Source organism: Streptomyces sp. NPDC007346 (genome assembly GCF_040703535.1).
In the GTDB taxonomy this organism is placed as follows: Bacteria; Actinomycetota; Actinomycetes; order Streptomycetales; family Streptomycetaceae; genus Streptomyces.
Genome location: NZ_JBEYKR010000058.1, coordinates 14,475 through 34,314 on the forward strand (window position 1 = coordinate 14,475; position 19,840 = coordinate 34,314).

At 73.7% G+C, this 19,840-nt stretch carries 14 protein-coding genes; all 14 read right to left on the minus strand.

Translation table 11 applies throughout. From position 1 onward, the window contains the following. Positions 1 to 34 precede the first annotated feature (34 nt). The 14 genes from AB0917_RS17310 to AB0917_RS17375 all read right to left on the minus strand — a co-directional run bounded on the left by AB0917_RS17310 (position 35) and on the right by AB0917_RS17375 (position 19,540). Positions 35 to 1,771 carry an ATP-binding cassette domain-containing protein gene (locus AB0917_RS17310; protein WP_366820389.1) on the minus strand — a complete coding sequence of 579 codons (1,737 nt, stop codon included), beginning with the start codon at positions 1,769 to 1,771 and terminating at the stop codon, positions 35 to 37. A 148-nt stretch (positions 1,772 to 1,919) separates the two neighbouring features. Further along, a complete protein-coding gene (locus AB0917_RS17315; RefSeq protein WP_366820390.1) occupies positions 1,920 to 2,678 on the minus strand; it encodes an NUDIX domain-containing protein in 759 nt (252 codons plus the stop codon). Between the two features lie 201 nt (positions 2,679 to 2,879). Continuing rightward, complete coding sequence (locus tag AB0917_RS17320) at positions 2,880 to 4,277, minus strand: DUF4192 domain-containing protein (RefSeq protein ID WP_366820392.1); 1,398 nt, start codon at positions 4,275 to 4,277, stop codon at positions 2,880 to 2,882. Positions 4,278 to 4,402: 125 nt separating this feature from the next. After that, on the minus strand, positions 4,403 to 5,386 hold the full coding sequence (locus tag AB0917_RS17325) for a VlmB-like protein (RefSeq protein WP_366820393.1): 984 nt from the start codon (positions 5,384 to 5,386) through the stop codon (positions 4,403 to 4,405). Positions 5,387 to 5,422: 36 nt separating this feature from the next. Next, positions 5,423 to 6,430 (minus strand): DUF2156 domain-containing protein, encoded by a 1,008-nt coding sequence (locus AB0917_RS17330; protein WP_366820394.1) that lies wholly within the window; start codon positions 6,428 to 6,430, stop codon positions 5,423 to 5,425. Beyond that, positions 6,427 to 6,915 (minus strand): hypothetical protein, encoded by a 489-nt coding sequence (locus AB0917_RS17335; protein WP_366820395.1) that lies wholly within the window; start codon positions 6,913 to 6,915, stop codon positions 6,427 to 6,429. Before AB0917_RS17335 ends, AB0917_RS17330 begins: the two co-directional genes overlap by 4 nt. Then, positions 6,915 to 7,385 carry an SRPBCC family protein gene (locus tag AB0917_RS17340; protein ID WP_366820397.1) on the minus strand — a complete coding sequence of 157 codons (471 nt, stop codon included), beginning with the start codon at positions 7,383 to 7,385 and terminating at the stop codon, positions 6,915 to 6,917. The genes AB0917_RS17335 and AB0917_RS17340 overlap by 1 nt, the downstream gene beginning before the upstream one ends. Beyond that, positions 7,373 to 8,686, minus strand: coding sequence for an aminotransferase class III-fold pyridoxal phosphate-dependent enzyme (locus tag AB0917_RS17345; protein ID WP_366820398.1), 1,314 nt, complete (start codon positions 8,684 to 8,686; stop codon positions 7,373 to 7,375). The genes AB0917_RS17340 and AB0917_RS17345 overlap by 13 nt, the downstream gene beginning before the upstream one ends. Before the next feature lie 4 nt (positions 8,687 to 8,690). Next, complete coding sequence (locus AB0917_RS17350; protein ID WP_366820399.1) at positions 8,691 to 9,818, minus strand: acyl-CoA dehydrogenase family protein; 1,128 nt, start codon at positions 9,816 to 9,818, stop codon at positions 8,691 to 8,693. A gap of 8 nt (positions 9,819 to 9,826) precedes the next feature. Further along, on the minus strand, positions 9,827 to 11,491 hold the full coding sequence (locus tag AB0917_RS17355) for an aldehyde dehydrogenase (RefSeq protein WP_366820400.1): 1,665 nt from the start codon (positions 11,489 to 11,491) through the stop codon (positions 9,827 to 9,829). After that, positions 11,484 to 14,363 (minus strand): beta-ketoacyl synthase N-terminal-like domain-containing protein, encoded by a 2,880-nt coding sequence (locus tag AB0917_RS17360; RefSeq protein ID WP_366820401.1) that lies wholly within the window; start codon positions 14,361 to 14,363, stop codon positions 11,484 to 11,486. Before AB0917_RS17360 ends, AB0917_RS17355 begins: the two co-directional genes overlap by 8 nt. Further along, positions 14,360 to 17,536: an amino acid adenylation domain-containing protein gene (locus tag AB0917_RS17365; protein ID WP_366820402.1), complete on the minus strand. Its 3,177-nt coding sequence runs from the start codon at positions 17,534 to 17,536 to the stop codon at positions 14,360 to 14,362. Before AB0917_RS17365 ends, AB0917_RS17360 begins: the two co-directional genes overlap by 4 nt. Positions 17,537 to 17,583: 47 nt before the next feature. After that, positions 17,584 to 18,390 (minus strand): SDR family NAD(P)-dependent oxidoreductase, encoded by an 807-nt coding sequence (locus AB0917_RS17370; RefSeq protein WP_366820403.1) that lies wholly within the window; start codon positions 18,388 to 18,390, stop codon positions 17,584 to 17,586. 97 nt (positions 18,391 to 18,487) lie between these two features. Next, the gene (locus tag AB0917_RS17375) at positions 18,488 to 19,540 is read right to left on the minus strand and encodes a pyridoxal phosphate-dependent aminotransferase family protein (protein WP_366820404.1); all 1,053 of its coding nucleotides are present in this window, start codon (positions 19,538 to 19,540) and stop codon (positions 18,488 to 18,490) included. Positions 19,541 to 19,840: the final 300 nt, after the last annotated feature.

The following is a 19,840-nucleotide window of genomic DNA, read 5'->3' on the forward strand; positions in this document are numbered from 1 at the left end:
ACGGGCTCCTCTCCTCGACGCCGGGGCGCGGTGATCACCAACGCACCTTTCCGCGAAGGCTGGTGAACAGATATGCGCAGACCAGGGCCGACAACGACAGTGCGAGCGCGGCGCCCACGGGCTGCGCCACCACCCGCGCGACGGCCAGGACCCAGCGGTCCGCCTCCTGCGGCAGCTGCCACCAGGCCAGTTCGCGCAGCCTGCCCGGCAGCCCCGTGACCGAACGCGCGGACGGGGCCTCGAACACCTTCTGCACCAGCGGAACCACCAGCACCGGGACAGCCAGTACGGCGGCGATGCCCGCCCCGGCCACCCGGAAGACGCCCGCCGCGAGCAGCCCCGCCCAGGCGCAGCCCACCGCCAGGCCCGCCCAACTCGCTCCGAGCGCGACGACGTTGGGCGGAACGGTGATCAACTCCGGCCCGTAGAGGAGCCGGAGGCTCTGCGCGCCGCAGCCCACGGCGAGGACCGCCAGCAGGAGGGCGAGACCCGCGGTCACCGTCAGCTTGGCCAGCAGCAGGCCGATCCGGCGGGGCACGGTGCCGCGCCCGGTGGCGAGCGCCGGGTAGCGGAACTCGTCGCCGAAGGAGAGTGCGCCCAGGATGCCCGCGCCCAGGGCGGCGGGAGGCAGCGGCAGCAGCTCGGGCCAGGCGGCGAGCGTGCGCGGCAGGGGGGTGCCGCCGGTGCGGGCCAGCAGGACGGAGAGCGCGGCGGAGACCAGCAGCACGGACGCCATGATCATGGTCGTCGTCCTGACACCGAGGGAGCGCCGCAGCTCGTACCGGAGCGGGCGCAGCGGCCCGCGTGCGGGGCGTGCCCGGATCGGCGGGGGCAGTTCGGAGAGGGCCACCGCGGAGGGACGGCACGCCTCGTAGCCGTCCGACGGCGGGGCGGCCGGGCCGGCGTCCCCGATCTCGTCGGCGAGTTGGTGCACCGGGACGCCGTGCCGGAACGCGGTGTCCCCGACCTCGGCGCAGGTGCTGCCGTAGACGGTCAGCCGGCCGTTGGCCTCGGGGACCACCTCGATGGAGCGCTGTGCGGCCCGCGCCTCCCGGCTCACGACCGCGGCGAGCCGGGCCGCGTGCGGGGTCCGGACGGCGACGCGGGGGCGGAGCCGGGTACGGGCGAACGCGGCGACCTCCTGGTCCGCGACGAGGCGGCCGCCGTCGACGGTGACGACGCGGTCGGCCGTACGGGCGGCCTCCTTGGGGTCGGCGGTGGCGTACAGGACCGTGCCGCCCTGCGCCGCGTGGGCGCGCAGCAGCCCGTACAGCCAGCTGTTCTCGCGCGGGGACAGGCCCTCGGCGGGTTCGTCCAGGACGAGGGTGTGCGGATCCCCGAGCAGGGCGGAGGCAAGGCCGAGCCGGCGGTCCATCCCCACCGAGAGGGTGCCCAGGCGCTGGTCCCCGAGCCCCGCCAGGCCCACGACCTCGAGCACCTCGTCGGCCCTGGTCGCGGGCGTTCCGGCGGCCGCGCAGAGCATCCGGAGCTGACCGCGGGCCGTACGGGAGGGGTGGCCCGGTACGTCACCGAGCAGCACGCCCACCTCGCGCGCGGGGTGGGGGATGCGGTGCAGCGGCCTGCCGCGGAAGTAGGCGACGCCCCGGCCGGAATCGAGTTCGAGCATCAGCCGCAGGGCCGCGGTCTTGCCCGCGCCGGGGGCGCCCAGCAGGGCGGTGACGCGGCCGGGCGGGGCCTCGAAGGTCAGGTCGTCCACGGCGGGCGGAGCGTCGCGGCGGGGGGTGCTGGTGAGTCCGATGGCCTGGAGCATCGCTTCTCTCGCGTTCTCTCGCGGAAGGTGAGACCGCTCGGCGGCAGAGGGGTACCGCAGCAACATAACGCGACATTTCCGACTTTTCGTGCAGCAGTGGGCCCGCGGGTGTTCCGCATCCCCCAGGCCGCCGCCGCGGGACCCGCCCTCAGACCTCCGGCCGCAGCATCGGCGGATTGAGCACCGTGGCCGCGCCGGCCCGGAACAACTGGGCCGGCCTGCCGCCCTGCCGCGTGGTGGTGCCGCCGGAGGGCACCAGGAAACCGGGCGTTCCGGTGACCTTGCGGTGGAAGTTGCGGGGGTCGAGCACCACGCCCCACACCGCCTCGTACACCCGGCGCAGCTCACCGACCGTGAACTCCGGTGGGCAGAACGCCGTGGCCAGCGAGGAATACTCGATCTTGGAGCGAGCGCGCTCCACCCCGTCGGCGAGGATCCGCGCGTGGTCGAAGGCGAGCGGCGTCGCCTGCTCGCCCTCCCGCCCGGTGCCGGGGCGCAGGAGATCCTCGACGGGGGCCCAGCGGGCGCTGTGGGCGTCCCCGCCCGCACGGGGCGCGGGCAGATCCGGGGCGAGGGCCAGGTGCGCGACGCTGACGACCCGCATCCGGGGGTCGCGCGCCGGGTCGCCGTAGGTGGCCAGCTGTTCGAGGTGCGCGCCGTTGCCCACGGCCGGCTTCGCCGGGTCGTGGGCGCACAGCCCCGTCTCCTCGACGAGCTCGCGCGCCGCCGCGGATGCGAGGTCCTCGTCGGCCCTGACGAAGCCGCCGGGCAGCGCCCACCGGCCCTGGAACGGGGTTTCCCCGCGGCGGACCACCAGTGCGCAGAGCGCGTGGCGGCGGACCGTGAGCACGACCAGGTCCACGGTGACGGCGAAGGACGGGAAGGTCGACGGGTCGTAGGGCGGCATGCCGTGATCATAGTCGTCTGCCTGACGATAAACACTCCCTTCGGTGCTCCGGTGACCGGGGAGATCCCGGGCACGGCCGGACCTGGCCGGGCACGGCCGCACCCGTCCGCTCCCGTCCGTACCCGTCTGTTCCCGTCCGCTCCCGTCCAAGCGGTCCGCGGCGGGCCCGCCCGGCGCGTCCCGGGGCCGGGCCTGCCGCCCTCAGCGGCGTGTGCCGGTGCCCCGCCTGCCGTACCGCCGGATGTCCCGCACCCGGCGTGCGGCCACCGCCGACCGGGCCCTGGCGGGCCCCGGCCGGACGGCGCCGCGCGTCCGCTTCCTGCTCCCGGTGCCCGTCGGCCGGCGCCCGCTCCCGCGCCGCCGTGCCCGGTTCGCCGCCGGCCCGGCTCCACGGACGTGCGGAGCCGGCCGCCCGGCTGACACGGCCCCCGTCACCTCCCCGGCCTCCTCGGCACCCGCCGCCCCGGGCCCCTCACCCTCACCGTCACCCCGCAGGCAGCGGCGCAGCGCCTCCGGGTCCAGCCCCTCGTTGCACGCCCGGTGCAGCAACTGGGCGAACGTGTACTCCGGGTCCGCGCGGAGCGCCATCGTCAGAGCGACCCGTGCGCCGGGCTCGTCACCGGTGGACCAGGAGACCCAGCCCGCCAGGGTCAGGGGGGCCGCCGCGTGCTCGCCGTACGGCCCGACGCAGCGGCGGGCGAGCGTCCGCCACAGCCTCAGCGCGCGGTGGCCGTCGGGGCCTTCCATCCAGGCCGCGGCCCTGTCCCGGGTCTCCCGGTCCTGGAGGCCGAGGATGACGGCGGCGGCCTCGTCCTCGTCGATGAGCTGGTCGTCCCCGAAGTCGCAGACGGCCTCCGGAGCGGGCTGCGCCCTGTCGAGGCGGCCCATGAGGGTGTGTGCGAGCGCGAGGGTCTCCTTCGCCACCTGGGCCTTGGTCCCCTCGTCCAGGATGCGGGGCACCAGCGACGGCGCGGCCCGGTCCAGCGCCTGCAACTGTGCGTAGGCGTCGTCCGGTGCCTGCCAGGGAGCGAGCCGCGCCTCCATCTCGCGCAGCGTCCCCCGGACCTGGATCCCGGCATAGGCAGCCGCGGCGGCCATCACCGTCGTACCCGGCATGGCCAGGGGGTTTCCCTGGGGCGGGCAGCACCGGGGGTCGGGGCAGCAGTAGGACCAGTAGCGGCCGTCCGAGATGCAGAGCGCTTCGAGCACGGGCACGTCGAGCGCTCCGCACGCCGTACGCAGACTCTGGGCGAACGGCCGCAGGCGCTCCATGGTCAGGCGGCCGCTCTCGCCGTCCGGCGAGTCCTGGCAGAGGAAGATCAAGATCGCGTCGGGCCGCCCGGCACGGCGCTCGCTGCCCGAGATCAGGCTCTGGGCCAGGTGCTCGGCGACCGGCCCCCAGTCATCGGGAGCCTGCGGAATTCCGAGCCGGAGCCGGCCGCCGAACCGGCCCCTGCCCCCGTGCAGGGCCACCATCACGACGCTGTCGTCGGGATGGAACCCCATCAGATAGGGCAGGGCGTCGGCGAGTTCGGCGGGGCCGCGCAGGGTGATCTGCCGGCCGTCGGCCGGGCCCGTGGATGCGTGGTGCTGGTTCATGGCTCGACGGTCCCGCGGTCCGCCGGATCCCGCGACCCCCTGTGGATAAGGTTGTCCACAGGCTCGTGCCGTCGCTCGCGGTCCGGGTGGCCATCGGGTTCCATGGAGCCATGACCGGTGTCCGATCAGGTGGGGTCGACGGCCTCACCGAGCAGCATGTACTCCAGTCGCTGGTCCTGCGTCTCACGCGACCAGCGGTCGGCGGCCTCCATCCGCTCCTGGACGCCGGTGTCCACCAGCCGGCGGCCCGGCCAGATCTCGTAGTCGCCGATCAGCTCCGCGTGCTCGGCCAGCCCCTGCTGGAACAGCGACTCCCGGGTGAACAGCAGGTCGACCATCGGCAGTCCGGCCCACAGCCGGCGGCCCTCCTGGATGATCTCCAGCAGTCGCGCGTTCTCCTCCGGACGCTCCGTCAGGTGCCGACGCACGACCGCACTGCCGACCGCCAGGTGACGGATCTCGTCCATGTTGGCGCCGCGCTCCACCAGCGCCGCGGCGGGGTCCAGCGGCCGCCACTTGCGCTCGCTCAGTTCGGCGGCGGGTGCCAGCACACCCTCCACCAGCACCGTCAGGACGAGTACGCCGCCGTAGAAGTCACCGTTGTCGCGCAGCACCCGCAGGCCGAACTCCTCCAGCGGATCGAGCACCGCCGCGCTCGCGGCCCCCGCCGCCTTCTCCACGGTCGCCGCCAGTTCGGCCGCGGGCACGCCCAGCCGCAGCAGGTGGTCGCGGAAGGCGCGGGCGTGCCGGGCCTCGTCGACCAGCTGGGTGGAGAAGAACTCCAGACAGGCGGTGTCGGGGGCGTGGAAGACCAGGAAGGACAGGGCGCGGGCGGCCTTCTCCTCCGCCAGGTGGCGGAAGGAGAACTCGGCCAGCAGCGCGTCCCGCAGCGGTCCGGGCTCGGTCACCGCGGCGGTGGGCGGCTCGGAGGTGACGGTGCCGTCCGCGAGCCGGCCCAGCATGCCGGACGCCACGTGCTCGAACCAGTACGGCAGTCCGCACCGCTCCGGCGTCAGCTCCAGGGTCTTGGCCCCCTCCAGCACGCTGGGCGCGCGGTCCCAGTCGGCCTCTACGGGGACGGGGACGGTGGTGTCCGTCGACTGTGTCATATCGGTTCCTCCATGGTTGCGGGGATCGAAGGGGGTTCACACGGCGCCGGTGAGGCGGAGCAGACGCCAGACGGCCAACGGGCGCACTCCGCCCTGGAAGGCGGCGTACTCCGGGTCCACCGAGTGCGGCGCCCACTTCCGTTTGAACGCCTCCTGGCTGCGCGCCGGGTAGACCGCGCCGCCGTGCGTGCCGAGCAGCCGGACGGCTCTGGTCAGCACCGGGGAGGCGGAGGCGGGTTCGGGCTCCGTGTCGAGGGAGGCGAAGGGGGTGAGGCCGAGGTGCAGCCACTGCGCCCCCTCCTCCTGGAAGCGCTGGACGGCCGTGAGGTTGATCAGCTCCACGGTGCCGCAGGGGGCGTCGGGCTCCCGTCGGGTGAGGTCGTAGAGCCAGCCCGGCCGGCTGCCCCAGGCCGGGGAGTAGGTGATGTAGCCCAGCGTGCGCCCGTCGCGGCGGGCCACGAAGGTGCGGCGCAGCGGGGCGCCGGGGCCGCCGCGTTCACCGATCAGGAAGCGGAGTTCCTTGACGTGGCGGCCCTTGGCGCGCAGCCAGGCGGCGTCGAGGGCGTCCAGGCCGGATCGCAGGGAGTGCTCGCTCCCGGAGACCTCGGTCACCGTGCACCCCTCCCGGCGGGCCCGGGAGACGTTCTGCCTGACCTTCGCGAGCGGCTTGCCCGACAGGGTGAAGCGGGTCAGGTCGATGCTGTACGAACTGCCGATCCGGTTCACCGTGAAGCCGCGGTCCTCGTACAGCCGCACGTCCTGCGCCCGCAGTTGCACGGCGGTCAGCCGGGCACGCCCGCCGCTCGCGCGCAGGGAGCCGAGGAACTCGTCGAGCAGCGCGGCCCGTTGGCCGGGGGCGGCGAACGGGCCGCCGAACTGCGCCACGAACCGCCCCGCCCTCCGGTAGGCGATGAGGCCCTCGGCGCCGCGCCCCGAGTAGTGCCGGGTCCGGGAGTTGAGCGCGAGGAAGGCGCTCGGGTGGTCCGCGTGGGCGCGCAGCAGTTCGGCGGGGTCCGTGGCGGCCGCCACGGGGTCGACGGTCATCCGCGACCACCGCCCACGGCTCCGGTCGTGGACGTCGCACGGCCGGGTTCCCTCGTCTCCGCCTCGAACGCCTCGAAGGCGGGGAGCCGCTGCGGCTCGAAGGGTACGGAGAAGGGCTTGAGGAAGTTGCCGAGCAGGCCCCGGTCCCCGCACAGGTGGATCGGCACCGCCAGCAGCGCCCACTCGGGCCCGACCAGCCAGATCCACAGCGCGACCACCGCGCCCGCGGTCAGCCAGCTGTGCATGGTGTTGTAGAGGACGTAGTAGACGCGCGGCACCGGTCCGCCGCGGGCCCGGCGGTGGGCGAGGGCCCCCGGCAGGTAGCCGATCAGGTCGATGTACAGGAACATCCCGAGCGCCACCGGCCAGCGCACCTCGTCCAGGTGCATCAGGAACAGGACCGAGCAGCCCACCAGCGCGACGAAGTACTCGGCGCGCAGCAGCCGGTAGGTGACGGGCGACTCGAACCTGTTCGCCGCGTCCATCAGGCGGCCCGCCCCTGGGCCGGGGCAGCCGCGGCCGGCAGGCCGAGCAGGGTGGTGAGGATGCGGGCGACGCTCTCCTGGAGGACGCGCTCGGCGACCGGGTCGATGATGCCGGCGAGGCTGGGCAGGCCGAAGTCGAACTTGGCCGTGAACCGCACCCGGCACCCGCCGGACCCGTCGCCCGTGACCTCCCACTGACCGGTGAACTCCTCGAAGTCCCCCTCGGTCTGGCGGAAGGAGACCGTCAGCCCCTCGTCGTCGAAGACGTCCGCCTCGGACCAGGTCAGCACCCCGCTGCGGAAGTCGACCTCCCAGTCGCTGTGCGTCTCCCCGCCGGGGGCCGGCGGGTGCACGGTGACCGACCGTACGGACTCGACCAGCTCCGGGTACCGGGCGAAGTCCCGGACCAGGGCGTAGGCCTCCCGCGGTCCGACCGTCTCCGATCCGATCTCCATCTCTACCGCGCGCATTCGGGTCCTCCCGGGTTCTCGTTGAAACGGTCGGCCAGGGCACGGGCGGCTCCCTCGACCGCCGTGCCCAGCTGCCGCACCTCCGCCGCCGTGAGCACGGCGGGCGGGGTGAGGCGGACCACCGCGTGGGCGTTGAGGGAGTGGTTCAGCAGCACGCCCCGGTCGAGCATCTCCAGCAGGAACTCCCCCGCCAGGCCCGCGTCCCGGAACTCCACGCCGATGAGCAGCCCCCGGCCGCGCACCTCGCGTACCAGGTGCGGGCAGTTCGTGTGAAGAGCCGTGCGCACCAGGGCCAGCAGTTCCGTGCCGAGTGCGGCGGCACGGTCCACCAGCCCCTCCTGTTCGATCACGGTGACGGCCGCCTCGGCGGCGGCCATCGCGATCGGGGCGGCCGAGTAGGTCGAGGTGTGCAGGAAGGGGTCGCGGTCGAAGGGCCGGTAGGCGCGTTCGGTGGCGACGGCCGCCGCCACGGGGACCACTCCCCCGCTGAGCGCCTTGCCGACCAGCAGTACGTCGGGCACCACGCCCTCGCGTTGGGCGCCCCACCACAGGCCGGTCCTGCCGAGTCCGGTCATCACCTCGTCCAGGACGAAGAAGGCTCCGGTCCGGGCGCAGAGTGCGGCCACCTCGGTGAGGTAGCCGTCCGGCGGCAGGATCACGCCCGCCTCGCTCTGCACCGGCTCCAGCAGCACCACCGCGTCGGAGCCGTCGTCCCCGAGCACCTCGGCGAGGGCTTCGGCGTCCCCGTACGGGATGTGCACGCGGTCCAGCAGCGGCAGGAACGGGTCCTGGTACAGCGGCTGTCCGGTGGCCGACAGCGCGCCCAGGGTCTTGCCGTGGTACCCGCCCCGGGCGGAGACGATCCGGCGGTGGCCGTGTGCGCGGGCCAGTTTGAGGGCGCACTCGACCGCCTCCGCACCGGAGTTGGTGAAGTGGACGCGCTCCAGTCCGGGCGGCGTGACCCGGGCCAGTGCCTCGGCGGCGTCGGCGGCCCTGGGCTCCAGCAGCATCCGGGAGGAGAGCGGGAGGGTGCGGATCTGGTGCTCGACGGCGGCGACCACGCGGGGGTGGCAGGCCCCCGTCAGGAAGACCCCGTAGCCGCCGCAGTTGAGGTAGTCACGGCCGGCGGCCGTGCGCAGGCGGGCCCCGGAGGACGACACCTCCGCGTCGCCGCCCAGGAGTTCGCCCAGGGTGGCGCGTCCGGTGCTGAGGTGGGCCCGGTAGCGCTCGGCCAGGGGGAGCGGGGCTTCCCCGGCGGGCGCCTGGACCGTCGCGCCGAGGGCGGTGCTGCTCGCGGTCATCGCGTCACCCGATCCGCAGCGGTTCGCCGGCGTGGTGGTCCAGCAGCGCCTGCGCCGCGGAGATCCGGGACGGCGGGTGGAAGGCGAGCGCGCGGCTCACCGCGAGGAGCTGGCCGACGTCCGGGGAGGTCGCGAAGGCGAGGCCGCCGAGCAGTTCGGCCGCCCGGTCGGCGGTCTCGACCAGCAGTTCCTGCACCGCGTACCGGGCGGTCAGCGCCGCGCCCAGCTCCTCGTTGCCGACGGGGCCCTCGTCCACCGTGCGCGCCACGTTCTCGACGAGGGCCGCGGCCGACTCCGCGCCGGTGAGCAGCGTCGCCCGTTCGGCGGCGGGGCCGCGGCCCGAGCGCAGCGCCGCCTCGGCCAGCCGGGCGACCGCGCCGGTGTACACGGACGCCACCAGCAGCTCGAACCAGACGAAGCCGACGGTCTGCAGGGTGTCCAGGCCTGCGCCCAGCTCCACCTGGGGCAGCAGCATCAGCTCCGGCGGTACGTGGACGTCCTCCAGGATGACCTGGTCGCTCTCGGCGCCCGCCAGGAACGGCGCTCCCCAGAACGGTTCCCGGGTGATGCCGGGCGAGGCGGCCGGGACCAGGGCGACCCCGAGGGCCGTACTGCCGTCCTCGTGCCGCAGGGCGACGCTCGCGGTGAGGAGGTCCATCGAACGGGACAGGCTGCACGGCTTCTTCGTTCCGTTCACCAGGTAGCCGTCGTCGACCTTACGTGCGGTCACCGAGGCGTCGAGGATGCCCGACCCGGTGCGCCCCTCGGCGAAGCCCGAGGCCACGAGCAGCCGGTCCCTGGCGATGCCCTCGATGAGCAGCCACTCCGGGCCCTGGGCCTGGGCGGAGGAGACCAGGGCGACCAGGCCCGCGGTGGAGAAGTGGTGCATGGCACTGGCCACCCCGAGGGACGGCGAGAGCGCGCCGAGCGCCCGGGTGACCCGGACCGCTTCGAGTGCCGTCGCACCGGCCCCGCCGCTCGTCGTGGGGATCAGCAGCCCCGGGCCGCCGCTGCGCCGGAAGGCGTCGAGGCCGGGGCCGCCGGGGGCCTCCAGGGTCGACAGGGGCACGTCGGCGAGCGCTTCGGTGAGGCCGGGGAGGTGTTTCTCGCACGCTTCGCGCGCGGAGTTCATGGATCGCATCACGGGGTGCGCCTTTCGTCCAGGTCTCGGGGGCGGTCCGGGGCGGTGGAGACGGCGTCGCCGGGCCGTGCGTCGACGGCCACGCTGACGCCCTGGAGGTGGGAGGTGCGCAGCGCCGGGTAGTTGGCCTCGCCGCCGGGGCCGCCGGTCAGGCCGGTGCCGCCGTGCGAGGGCAGCAGGGGCAGGAAGCCGATGTGCGAGTCGTTGACCTTGAGCAGGCCGCCGTTGCGGACCCGGGCGACGAACCGGTCGACCACCGCGGGGTCCCGCGCCCACAGGGAGTTGCGCAGTCCGTACTCGTTGGTGTTGACGAACGAGGTGATCTCGTCCAGGAGTTCGCGGTCCGCCGGCTCCGGGTCGGTCCCGGCCCGGGGCGGTTCGGGCACGACGACCGGCAGCAGCGGGAAGAACGTCTCGTGGCGCACGGTCCGCAGGCCGCGGGCCCCTTTGAGCCCGTCGACGCGCAGCACGGTGGGTTCCAGGAAGGTGCCGGCCGTGTCGTCCGGCTCGCCGTCGACGCCGAGCCGCCGGCCGCCGCAGACCAGGCGGGCACCGGAGGCCAGCGACTCCTCGAGCGCCTCGAAGAACGCGTCGGTGCGCAGCACCGGGGAGAGCAGGGCGTCGTCCTGCTCGGGGTATCCGGGACGGATGGTCCGGGCGCGGGCGGCCAGCCGTTCCAGCAGTTCGTCCGCGACGGCGGGGTGCACCACCACGCAGTTGGGCACCATGCAGATCTGGCCGGAGCCGTAGAACGCCTCGGCGAGCGCCTCCGCCGCCCGGTCCAGGTCGGCGTCGCGCCATACGACCACGGTGTCGTTGCCGGCCAGTTCCAGCACCGGCTTCTTGCCCGCGGCCACGCAGCGGGCGCCGAACTCGACGCCCTTGACGCTGTCCCCGAAGTGCATGATGTCGTCGACCAGGGGGCTCTCCAGCCACTGTTCCAGGGCGGGTCCCGCCGGGACACAGACCGCGTTGAGCACTCCGACGGGGGCGCCCACCCGCTCCAGAGCGGGCACCACCAGGGTGTGCAGGGCGTGCATGACCCCGTACGCGGCGCTGCGCGGGGCCCGCACCACCAGGGAGTTGCCGGCGGCCAGCACCCAGACGCCGAGGAGGGTGTTGGCGACCGCGGCGTTCTGCGGCGGGTTGAGGCACACCACACCGTCCGCCACCCGGCGCAGCGTCATCCGGCGTCCGTCGACGGACGCGTGGTGCTCCAGGTTCCCGGCGATCCAGTCGCGGGTGCGGGAGCTGGTGGTGGCGAGCATGCCGGCCACCTCCCAGCGGGCGAGCCGCCGCGGGTGGCCCTCGGTGATCAGCAGCTCGACGAGGGCGTCCTCGTTCTCCCGTACGAGGTCGTGGAAGGCGGCGACCAGCGCGATCCGGGTGGCGAGGGGGGTCGCCGCCCAGTCGTCCACGGCACCGGCGGCGGCGTTGAGCGCGGCCTCCATGTCGTGGGCGTCGCCCACCGCCGTGCTGCCGATCAGCCGGCCGTCCGCGGCGGCGGCACGGGCCGCCTCCTCGGGGAGCCGGCCGCGTTCCAGGCCGCGCTTGAGGCGGACGGCTCCGAGCGGGTCGCGGAGCATCTCCGAGGCGCGCACCTGGTACACGCGCTGTTCGGAGGGCCGGTCCTGGCCGGCGACGTACACACCGTAGTCACGCATGGGTGCCGTCCTTCGCCGCCGCGGTCTCGGCCAGCCGGTCCAGGGCCGCGTCGAAGACCACGGCCAGTTCCTTGAGCCGGGTGCCCTCCTCGAAGATCGTGAAGTGGTCGCCCGGCGTGGTGAGCACCTCGATGCGCCCCGCGATGTGCACGCCCCATGACCGGACCTTGTCGGCACGGCGGATGCGCATGGTGTCCAGGAGCGCGCCGTCCTCCTCGTCGCGGGCCAGGATCAGTACGGCGTCGCCGTCGAACCGGCGGTCGGGGTAGTAGCCCTTGAGCAGGTCGTGGTTGTGCCGCCAGGCGTCCACGAAGCCTTCCTTGACGAGGAGTTCGGCCTGCTCCTCGTTCTCGGTCGCCGACTCCAGCAGCAGCGGTACGGCCGCGTCGAACTCGGTTTCGGTGACGTGTCCGCCGACGTAGGCCTCGGGCGGGTGGCTGTCGATCATCAGCAGCGGGCCGACCTCCTCGCCCGCCGCGCGCAGCTGGAGGGCCATCTCGAACAGCACGTTGCCGCCGAAGGAGTAGCCGCCCAGCAGGTAGGGCCCGTGCGGCTGTTCGGCGCGGACCTGGGCCACGTACAGCGCGGCCAGTTCCCGCAGGGTGTCGGGCCGCCCGGCCTCGCGGTCGGGGAAGGAGGCGGCGGCGAGGGGGCGGGAGGTGCCCGAGTGGAGGGCGAGGCGGAAGTACACGAAGTTGGTGCCGCCCGCCGGGTGCACCAGGAAGAGGGTGCGCCCCTCGCCTTCGCGTACCCGCAGCACGCGGCCCACCGGAGTGCCGGCCGGGACGGCGGGGGCCGCCAGGTCCTGGACCCGCGGGGCGGCCGGGGCGGACGGGAGCGGTGCCGCGGTGGCGACGGCGTACTCGGTCATCTCCCCGATGACGCTCAGTCCGGCGAACCGCTCGAAGTCGAAGTCGCCCCCGAGCGACTTGCGCATCACCGATCCGATCTCGACGGCCAGCAGCGAGTCGCCGCCCAGCTCGAAGAAGTCGTCCTCCGGAGTGATCCCGGCGACTCCGAGGCGCTGTTCGAGGAGGGCGATGACCTGGGCCCGTATCTCGTCCGGCCCCCGGACCGGCTCCGGGCCGGCGGCGACGGCGTCCCCCGTGGCGGGCCGGTCGGCCTCGATCCAGTGCCGGGTGCGGCGGAAGGGGTAGGCGGGCAGGGAGACCGTACGGGCCGGTCCGAAGGCCCATGCGCCGGGCTCCTCGCCCCCGTTCCAGGCCCGCACCGCCTTCTCCGCCTCCCCGGCGCCCTCGCCCGCGGGCAGCGCGGGGCCGGTGCCGAGGAAGGCGTCGAGTCCGGCCCGTACGTCCGCCGTCGAGGAGGCGGTGAAGGCGTGCCGCGCGGGCATCGCGCGCCGTCCGGCGAACAGGGTGCGCGCGAGGTCGGGCAGGGCGGGCTCCGCCTCGTCCAGGTGGGCGCGGAGCGCGCGGGCCACGTCCCGCAGGTCCTCCTGGTCCAGCGCCGAGAGCACCACCGGAAGCGGCGTGCCCGGGTCCGGCCGCACCGAGGGGGCCTGCTCCGGCGGGGCTTCGAGCACGCAGTGGACGTTGGTGCCGCCGATGCCGAAGGAGCTGACCGCCGCCGCCCGCAGCGGGCGGCGCACCGCCTCTCCGGTCGGCACGTCGTAGGGCAACGAGGCGAGCCCGAGGTGCGGGTTGGGGCTCTCGTAGCCGACCAGCGGCGGAACGACCCCGTGGTGGAGCGCCAGGGCCGTCTTGATCAGTCCGGCGACGCCCGCCGCCGCGTCGAGGTGGCCGATGTTGGCCTTGACGCTGCCGATCGCGCAGCCGGGGGCCGGGCCGTCCGCCGCCCGGTGGGCGGCGGCGAGGGCGCGCAGCTCCAGCGGGTCGCCGAGGGCGGTGCCGGTGCCGTGCGTCTCGACGTAACCGATGGTGTCGGCCGGCACCCCGGAGGCGGCCAGGGCCTGCCGGACGACCGCCTGCTGTCCGGCCGGGCCGGGGGCGGTGTAGCCGATCTTGTCGGAGCCGTCGTTGTTGGCGGCGGTGCCGCGCACCACGGCGTAGACGCGGTCGCCGTCGGCGAGGGCGTCGGCCAGCGGTTTGAGGACGACGACACCGCAGCCGTTGCCCTTGACGGTGCCGTCCGAGCGGGCGTCGAAGGGGCGGCAGTGGCCCTCCTGGGAGAGGATCCCGCCCTCCTGGTGGAGGTGGCCCGCCGTCTGCGGGAAGGTGATGCTGACCCCGCCGACCAGGGCCGTCTCGCACTCGCCGCGGTCCAGGGCGGCACAGGCCAGGTGCAGTGCGGTCAGCGATCCCGAGCAGGCGGTGCCCACGCTCATGCTCGGGCCGGTGAGGTCGAGACGGTAGGAGACGCGGGTGGCGAGGAAGTCCTTGTCGTTGCCCAGGAGCGCGGGGTAGGTCAGCTCCTCGCCGGTGTGCGCGGAGGACTGGAGCACCTGGCTGAGCAGGTAGGTGCTGATGCTGCCCGCCGCGTAGACACCGGTACGGCCGCCGGTGCGCCCCGGCACCAGGCCGGCGTCCTCCATGGCCTCCCAGGCGCAGGTCAGGAGCAGCCGGTGCTGCGGGTCCGTCAGGGCCGCGTCCCGTGCGGTGATGCCGAAGAAGCGGGCGTCGAAGAGGTCCGCGTCGGCCAGGTCGGCGGCGACGGCCACCCGGGCGGGGTCGGCGACGGCGGTCTCGTCCAGGCCGGCCGCGCGCAGTTCGGCGGGGCTCAGCTCCCGTACCGACTCCACTCCGTTGACGATGTTGTTCCAGAACTCGGCGATGCCCGTGGCGCCGGGGAAGCGGCCGGCCATGCCGATCACCGCGATCGGGGTGGCCGCGCCCCGGCGTGCGGCGCGGTCCGGCCCGGGGGCGCCGGGGGGCGCCGCAGTGAACTCACTCACGAGGAGCTTCCCTTCTCGGCGTCCTGTCCGGCGGCCAGGAGCCCGTCGAGGTGCGCGGCGAGCCTGCGCACGGTGGTGTAGGTGAAGAGATCGATCATTTCGAGTTCCGCACCGGGCAGTTGGGCGGACAGCCGGCTGTGGACGTCCGCCACGTGCATGGAGGAGCCGCCGATGTCGAAGAAGTTGTCGTCGGAGCCGAACTCCACACCGGGCAGCACCGTCCGCCACACGGCCCGCACCCGCTCGAGGGCGGTCGGGGCGGCCCCCTCGTCACCGGGGGGAGCGTCCTGCCCGCCCGGCGGGACGGCGGCCTCGGCGGCCTCGGCGGCCTCGGCCAACGTCGGCGGCCAGGGCAGTGCCTGCTCGTCGACCTTGCCGTTGACGGTCAGCGGCAGCTGTTCCAGGACGACGATCCGGCCCGGCACCATGTAGGCGGGCAGCCGGCCGTGCAGGCTCCGCTTGAGCTCCGCCTCGTGGATGCCGGTGCCGGTGACGAAGGCGGTCAGCGCGGGCCGTGCCGGGTCCCGCTGGTCGGCCAGTACGGTGCATTCGCGCACTCCGGCCAGGGACAGCAACGCGCTGTCGATCTCGCCGAGTTCGATGCGGAAGCCGCGCAGCTGGACCTGCCGGTCGATCCGGCCCAGGTGCACCAGGGTGCCGTCGGGGCGCACCGAGCCGAGGTCGCCGGTGCGGTAGGCGGGCCGGCCGTCCCGGCGTACGAACCGCTCGGCGGTGGGGCCGGGCAGGCCGAGGTAGCCGCGGCTCACGCCGGGCCCCGAGACCACGAGTTCGCCGGGTACGCCCGGTGGGCAGTGGTGGCCGTCCTCGTCGACGACCGCCACCGAGAGGTCGGCGAGCGGGCGGCCGATCACCGAGGCCCGTTCCATGAGGACGTCGGCGGGGGTGATGGCGTGGTGGGTGACGTGCACGGTGGTCTCGGTGATCCCGTACATGTTCACCAGCCGGGCCTGCTCGCCCATCGTCTCGTACCAGGGCCGCAGGGCGGCGTACCGCACCGCCTCGCCGCCCAGGACGACGTACCGCACGTTGAGCGAGACGGCGTCGGCGGGCCGCAGGACCTTGAGCAACTGGCCGAAGGCGGACGGCGTCTGGTTGAGGACGGTGACCGCGTGGTCGGTGAGGAAGTCGCGGAACTGCTCGGGCGAGCGGGCGACGTCGGTGGGCACCACGGCCAGCCGGCCGCCGTACAGCAGGGCCCCGAACATCTCCCACACCGCGAAGTCGAAGGCGTACGAGTGGAAGAGGCTCCACACGTCGTCGGGGCCGAAGTCGAAGTGCTCCTCGGTGGAGCGCAGCAGCCGGATGACGTTGTGGTGGGTGACGGTGACGCCCTTGGGGCGGCCGGTGGAGCCCGAGGTGAAGATGGTGTACGCGCTGGTCTCCGGGTCCTTGACGGGTTCCGGCGCGGGGCCCGGCGGGCGGGCGGCCAGCAGCCGGTCGGCGTGCAGGCGCGGGGCCTCCAGCTCGGGCCAGCGGTCCTCGTCGCAGACCAGGGGCAGCCCGTCGGGGAAGGAGTCGAGGATCAGGCCGATCCTGGCCGACGGGGAGCCGGGGTCCAGCGGGACGTACGACTTGCCCGCCTTGAGCACGCCCAGGATCACCGCGATCAGGTCGGCGCCGCGCCGCATCGCGACGCCGACCCGTTCGCCCTGGACCGAGTGCAGCAGTTCGAGGGCCACCCGGTCGGAGCGGTCGGCCAGTTCGGCGTAGGTGACCTCCTCCGCGGTGTCCTGGACGGCCACCCGGTCCGGGTGGGTCCGGGCCACTTCGTCGAACCAGCTGGTGAGGGAGGGGTGGGCCGGGTGGTCGACGCTCTCGGGCGAGCCGTTGACGAGCTGGGAGAGGGCCTTCTCACGCTCCGGCGAGAGGCCGGGGATGTCCCGCAGCGCGACGTCCTCGTTGCGGCGGGAGACCGTCTCCAGGACGTGCTCCATGACGGCTCGCGGATCGGTCTGCCACTGCTCCTCGGAGCATTCGACGTTGACGTTGAACCGGTTGCCGAAGTGCTCGACGCTCATCATCAGCGGGTACTTGGCCAGCTTGCGCGGCAGCTCCTTCGACTCGACGTGGCAGCCGGGGATACGTATCTCCAGCGGCATCTTGTAGTAGGTGAAGGCGCTGCTGAAGTTGAGCGAGGAGCCGACCGCGCCGGGGCACACCTCGGCCAGGTGCGCGGTCAGGTCGAAGGACTGGTGGCGGAGCATGCTGTGGGTGGTCTCCTGCATGGCCCGGCACAGGTCGCCGAAGGTCTCGTAGGCGGTGAGGTCCACGGCCAGCGGGAGGGTGTTGACGAAGTAGCCGGACGCCTGGCGCTGCCGGATGCCGCGCCGGTTGGCCAGCGGCAGACCGGTGATGACCTGGCGGCGGCCGGTGATCCGGGCGAGGGTGACCAGGTAGGCGCTGAGGAAGAAGGCGAACGCGCCGCAGTCCAGCGCGTCGATCCGGTCGGTGACCCTGGCCCCCTGCTCGTCGGTGAGCACGATGTGCAGCTGGTGGCCGGGCATCGCGCCGGTCGGGGTGCGGCGGCCGAGCATCCGGTCGTCGGTGAAGGTGGTGAGGTGGCCGAGCTGGCCGCGGAAGAACTCCAGGGCCGCGGCCGAGGCGGGCGGCGGCCCCTGGACCAGGGCGCCGGGGTCGTCCAGGGCGGCGGGGTTCAGTTCGGCGTCGGGGTCGACGTACAGCCGCTCCAGTTCCGCGACGAACATGTAGAAGCTGTAGGCGTCGCAGACCAGGTGCGAGTAGGACAGCACGACGAAGAGCCCGTCGTCGCCGCAGAAGATCTCGAACTCGTACTGGCGGGGCGCCTCCGGCGGGATCGGCCGGTCGGCGCGGGCGGCGAGCGAGCGGGTGGCCACCCCTCTGGCCTCGCCCTCGACGGTGGTCACCCGTACCAGGTCGGCCGGGTCGGTGACGTTGGGCGGCCGGTGCACCGCGTACACCGTGCCCGCACGCCGCTCGAACGAGGTGTTGAGCGCTTTGATCCCCATGCCCAGGCGGCCGATGACCCGGCGCAGCCGGGGGACGTCGACCTCTCCCTGGATGTGGAAGGTGCCGCCGAGGTTGAACGAGGCGTCCCCGGGAAACACCCGCGCGTGTGTGTAGAGCTTCAGCTGTGCCGGGGTGGCCGGCACGACGCTCTCCTGACTTCCCATGGTTCCCCCTGTGAACGGTGTGTCCGGATGCACGTCCAGGACCTGCTTCACGACCGGGCGTCGGCGCTGATGTCCCAGGCGCCCTGGCGGCTGAGTCCGCGCGGCAGGTGCCGCAGTGCCCAGGCCGCCGCCTTGTAGCGGAGGCTGGGGATGCTGACGACCCGGCCGCGGCGCAGGTCGGCGAGGCCGGTGCGGACCACGTCGGCCGAGTTCAGCCAGAGGTAGGACGGCGGGAACGTCGTGGGAATGCCGGCCCTCTGGTGGAACTCGGTGCGGGTGTAGCCGGGCAGCAGTGCGGTCATCCGCACGCCCGCGTCACGGACCTGCCGGGAGTAGGCCAGCGATTCGGTGAAGGAGATGACCCAGGCCTTGCTCGCCGGGTAGGTGGAGCTGAGCCAGGAGGGGCCGACTCCGGCGACGCTGGCGACGTTGAGGATCGAGCCGTGCCCGCGCCCGGTCATCGTCCCCAGCGCCGCGTCGGTGAGCCTGAGCACCGCCCGTACGTTGAGGTCGAGCAGCCGCTCCTCGGCCGCGATCCCGTTGGCCAGGAAGGGGCGTTCGTGGCCGATGCCGGCGTTGTTGACCAGCAGGTCCACGGGGGGCGGGTCGGTGCGCTCCGCGACGGGCCCGACCGCCAGCCGGGCGGCGACCGCGGCGCAGCCGTCGTCGGTGGACAGGTCCGCCGGGAGCACCTCCACGGCGACCCCGTGCTCCTCTCGTAACGCCCCGGCCAGTTCCTTCAGGTCGCGGTCGGACCGGGCGACCAGGACGAGGCCGGTGCCTTCCGCGGCCAGGGTCTGAGCGAACGCCTTGCCTAGTCCGGCGGTCGCTCCGGTGATGAGTGCGGTGGGCATGTTTCCCTCACTGGATGTCACTGGGTGGTACGAGGTGCGGGGGGTACGGCACCGGAGCAACGGGGCCGGGCAGGCGCGTCGCGCGTCGCGCCCCGGGTCACGCGCCGCGGGTGAGGACCGGTCCGAGGACGTCCCGGGCGAGGGCGAACCCGGCCAGCGCGCGGTCGAGTTGTTCCTCGGTCTGCACGGCCGTGTAGCTGGTGCGCAGCCTCGGCGACGCGGCCGGGGGCAGGACCGCGTTGACGTAGACGCCCGTGTCCATCAGCCGTCGCCAGCCGAGCAGGGTGTGGATCTCGTCCTGGGTGTCCAGGGAGACCACGGGGGTACCGGGCTCACCGGTCCGGTAGCCGAGGGCCAGCAGCTCGCTGCGCATGTGGTCGGCCTTCTTCAGCACCGCCTCGCAGCGCCACGGCTCGTCGCGCACGATGCGCAGGGAGGCGAGCGCGGCAGCGGTGTTGGCGGGGCTGGCGCTGGCGGAGAACAGCAGGCTGCGCGAGTGGTGGCGCAGGTACTCGACGACGTCCTCGTCACCGAGCACCACACCGCCGATGGAGCCGAACGCCTTGGAGAAGGTGAGGGTGATCAGCGGCACCCGGTCGGTGAGCCCGAAGTGCTCGGCGGTGCCGCGGCCGGCCGCCAGCACACCGGCGCCGTGTGCGTCGTCCAGCAGCAGGGTGGCGTCGAACCGGTCGCAGACGTCGAGGAGTTCGGGCAGCGGGCAGAGGTCGCCCTCCATGCTGTACACGCCGTCGACGGCGACCAGCTTGCCGCCGGGCCCGGAGTGCTGGGCCAGCTTCGCCGCGAGGTCCTCGGTGTCGTTGTGGTGGAACCACTGGAGCTTGGCGCGGCTGAGCCGGGCGGCGTCGATGAGGGAGGCGTGCGCCTCCTTGTCGACGTACACGGTGTCGGCGGGGCCGCAGAGTCCGCCGATGGCACCGAGGTTGGCCTGGTAGCCGGTGGTGAGCAGCAGGGCGGCTTCCTTGCCGAAGAAGTCGGCGAGCTCCCGCTCCAGCTCCTCGTGCAGGTCGAGGTTGCCGTTGAGCAGGCGGGATCCGGTGCAGCCCGCGCCGTATTGCGAGGCGGCCTCGGCGGCGGCAGCGGTTACTCGGGGGTCAGTACTCAGACCGAGATAGTCATTTGATCCGCACATGACTACTTCGCTGCCGTCGGCAAGGCGAGCCGCGCCGTCGCTCCGGCCCCCGAAATTCACGAAGTACGGGTAGTAGCCGGCCTCTTTCCCCTCCCTGGACCGAGTATAGGACGAGCACTTCCTGACTACGCTCATAATTCACCCTTCAAGGAGTTCACCGATGGCACGAAAAGGGAAACCCAGGACGCCGGAATGAGGCCAGGCCTGGGATGAGTGCGAGAAGGGATAAGGAAGGTTGTCACGAGAGGCGGTGGCCTAAACAAAGCGGGAGAAGGCTCCATAAAGCCCCCGACTCACGCA

What these genes read in the sequence shown, in the direction of transcription:
- AB0917_RS17375 (WP_366820404.1), bottom strand. Translation starts at nt 19,540, where the DNA reads ATGTGCGGATCAAATGACTATCTCGGTCTGAGTACTGACCCCCGAGTA.
- AB0917_RS17310 (WP_366820389.1), bottom strand. Translation starts at nt 1,771, where the DNA reads ATGCTCCAGGCCATCGGACTCACCAGCACCCCCCGCCGCGACGCTCCG.
- AB0917_RS17365 (WP_366820402.1), bottom strand. Translation starts at nt 17,536, where the DNA reads ATGGGAAGTCAGGAGAGCGTCGTGCCGGCCACCCCGGCACAGCTGAAG.
- AB0917_RS17370 (WP_366820403.1), bottom strand. Translation starts at nt 18,390, where the DNA reads ATGCCCACCGCACTCATCACCGGAGCGACCGCCGGACTAGGCAAGGCG.
- AB0917_RS17350 (WP_366820399.1), bottom strand. Translation starts at nt 9,818, where the DNA reads ATGAACTCCGCGCGCGAAGCGTGCGAGAAACACCTCCCCGGCCTCACC.
- AB0917_RS17320 (WP_366820392.1), bottom strand. Translation starts at nt 4,277, where the DNA reads ATGAACCAGCACCACGCATCCACGGGCCCGGCCGACGGCCGGCAGATC.
- AB0917_RS17355 (WP_366820400.1), bottom strand. Translation starts at nt 11,491, where the DNA reads ATGCGTGACTACGGTGTGTACGTCGCCGGCCAGGACCGGCCCTCCGAA.
- AB0917_RS17335 (WP_366820395.1), bottom strand. Translation starts at nt 6,915, where the DNA reads ATGGACGCGGCGAACAGGTTCGAGTCGCCCGTCACCTACCGGCTGCTG.
- AB0917_RS17340 (WP_366820397.1), bottom strand. Translation starts at nt 7,385, where the DNA reads ATGCGCGCGGTAGAGATGGAGATCGGATCGGAGACGGTCGGACCGCGG.
- AB0917_RS17330 (WP_366820394.1), bottom strand. Translation starts at nt 6,430, where the DNA reads ATGACCGTCGACCCCGTGGCGGCCGCCACGGACCCCGCCGAACTGCTG.
- AB0917_RS17325 (WP_366820393.1), bottom strand. Translation starts at nt 5,386, where the DNA reads ATGACACAGTCGACGGACACCACCGTCCCCGTCCCCGTAGAGGCCGAC.
- AB0917_RS17345 (WP_366820398.1), bottom strand. Translation starts at nt 8,686, where the DNA reads ATGACCGCGAGCAGCACCGCCCTCGGCGCGACGGTCCAGGCGCCCGCC.
- AB0917_RS17315 (WP_366820390.1), bottom strand. Translation starts at nt 2,678, where the DNA reads ATGCCGCCCTACGACCCGTCGACCTTCCCGTCCTTCGCCGTCACCGTG.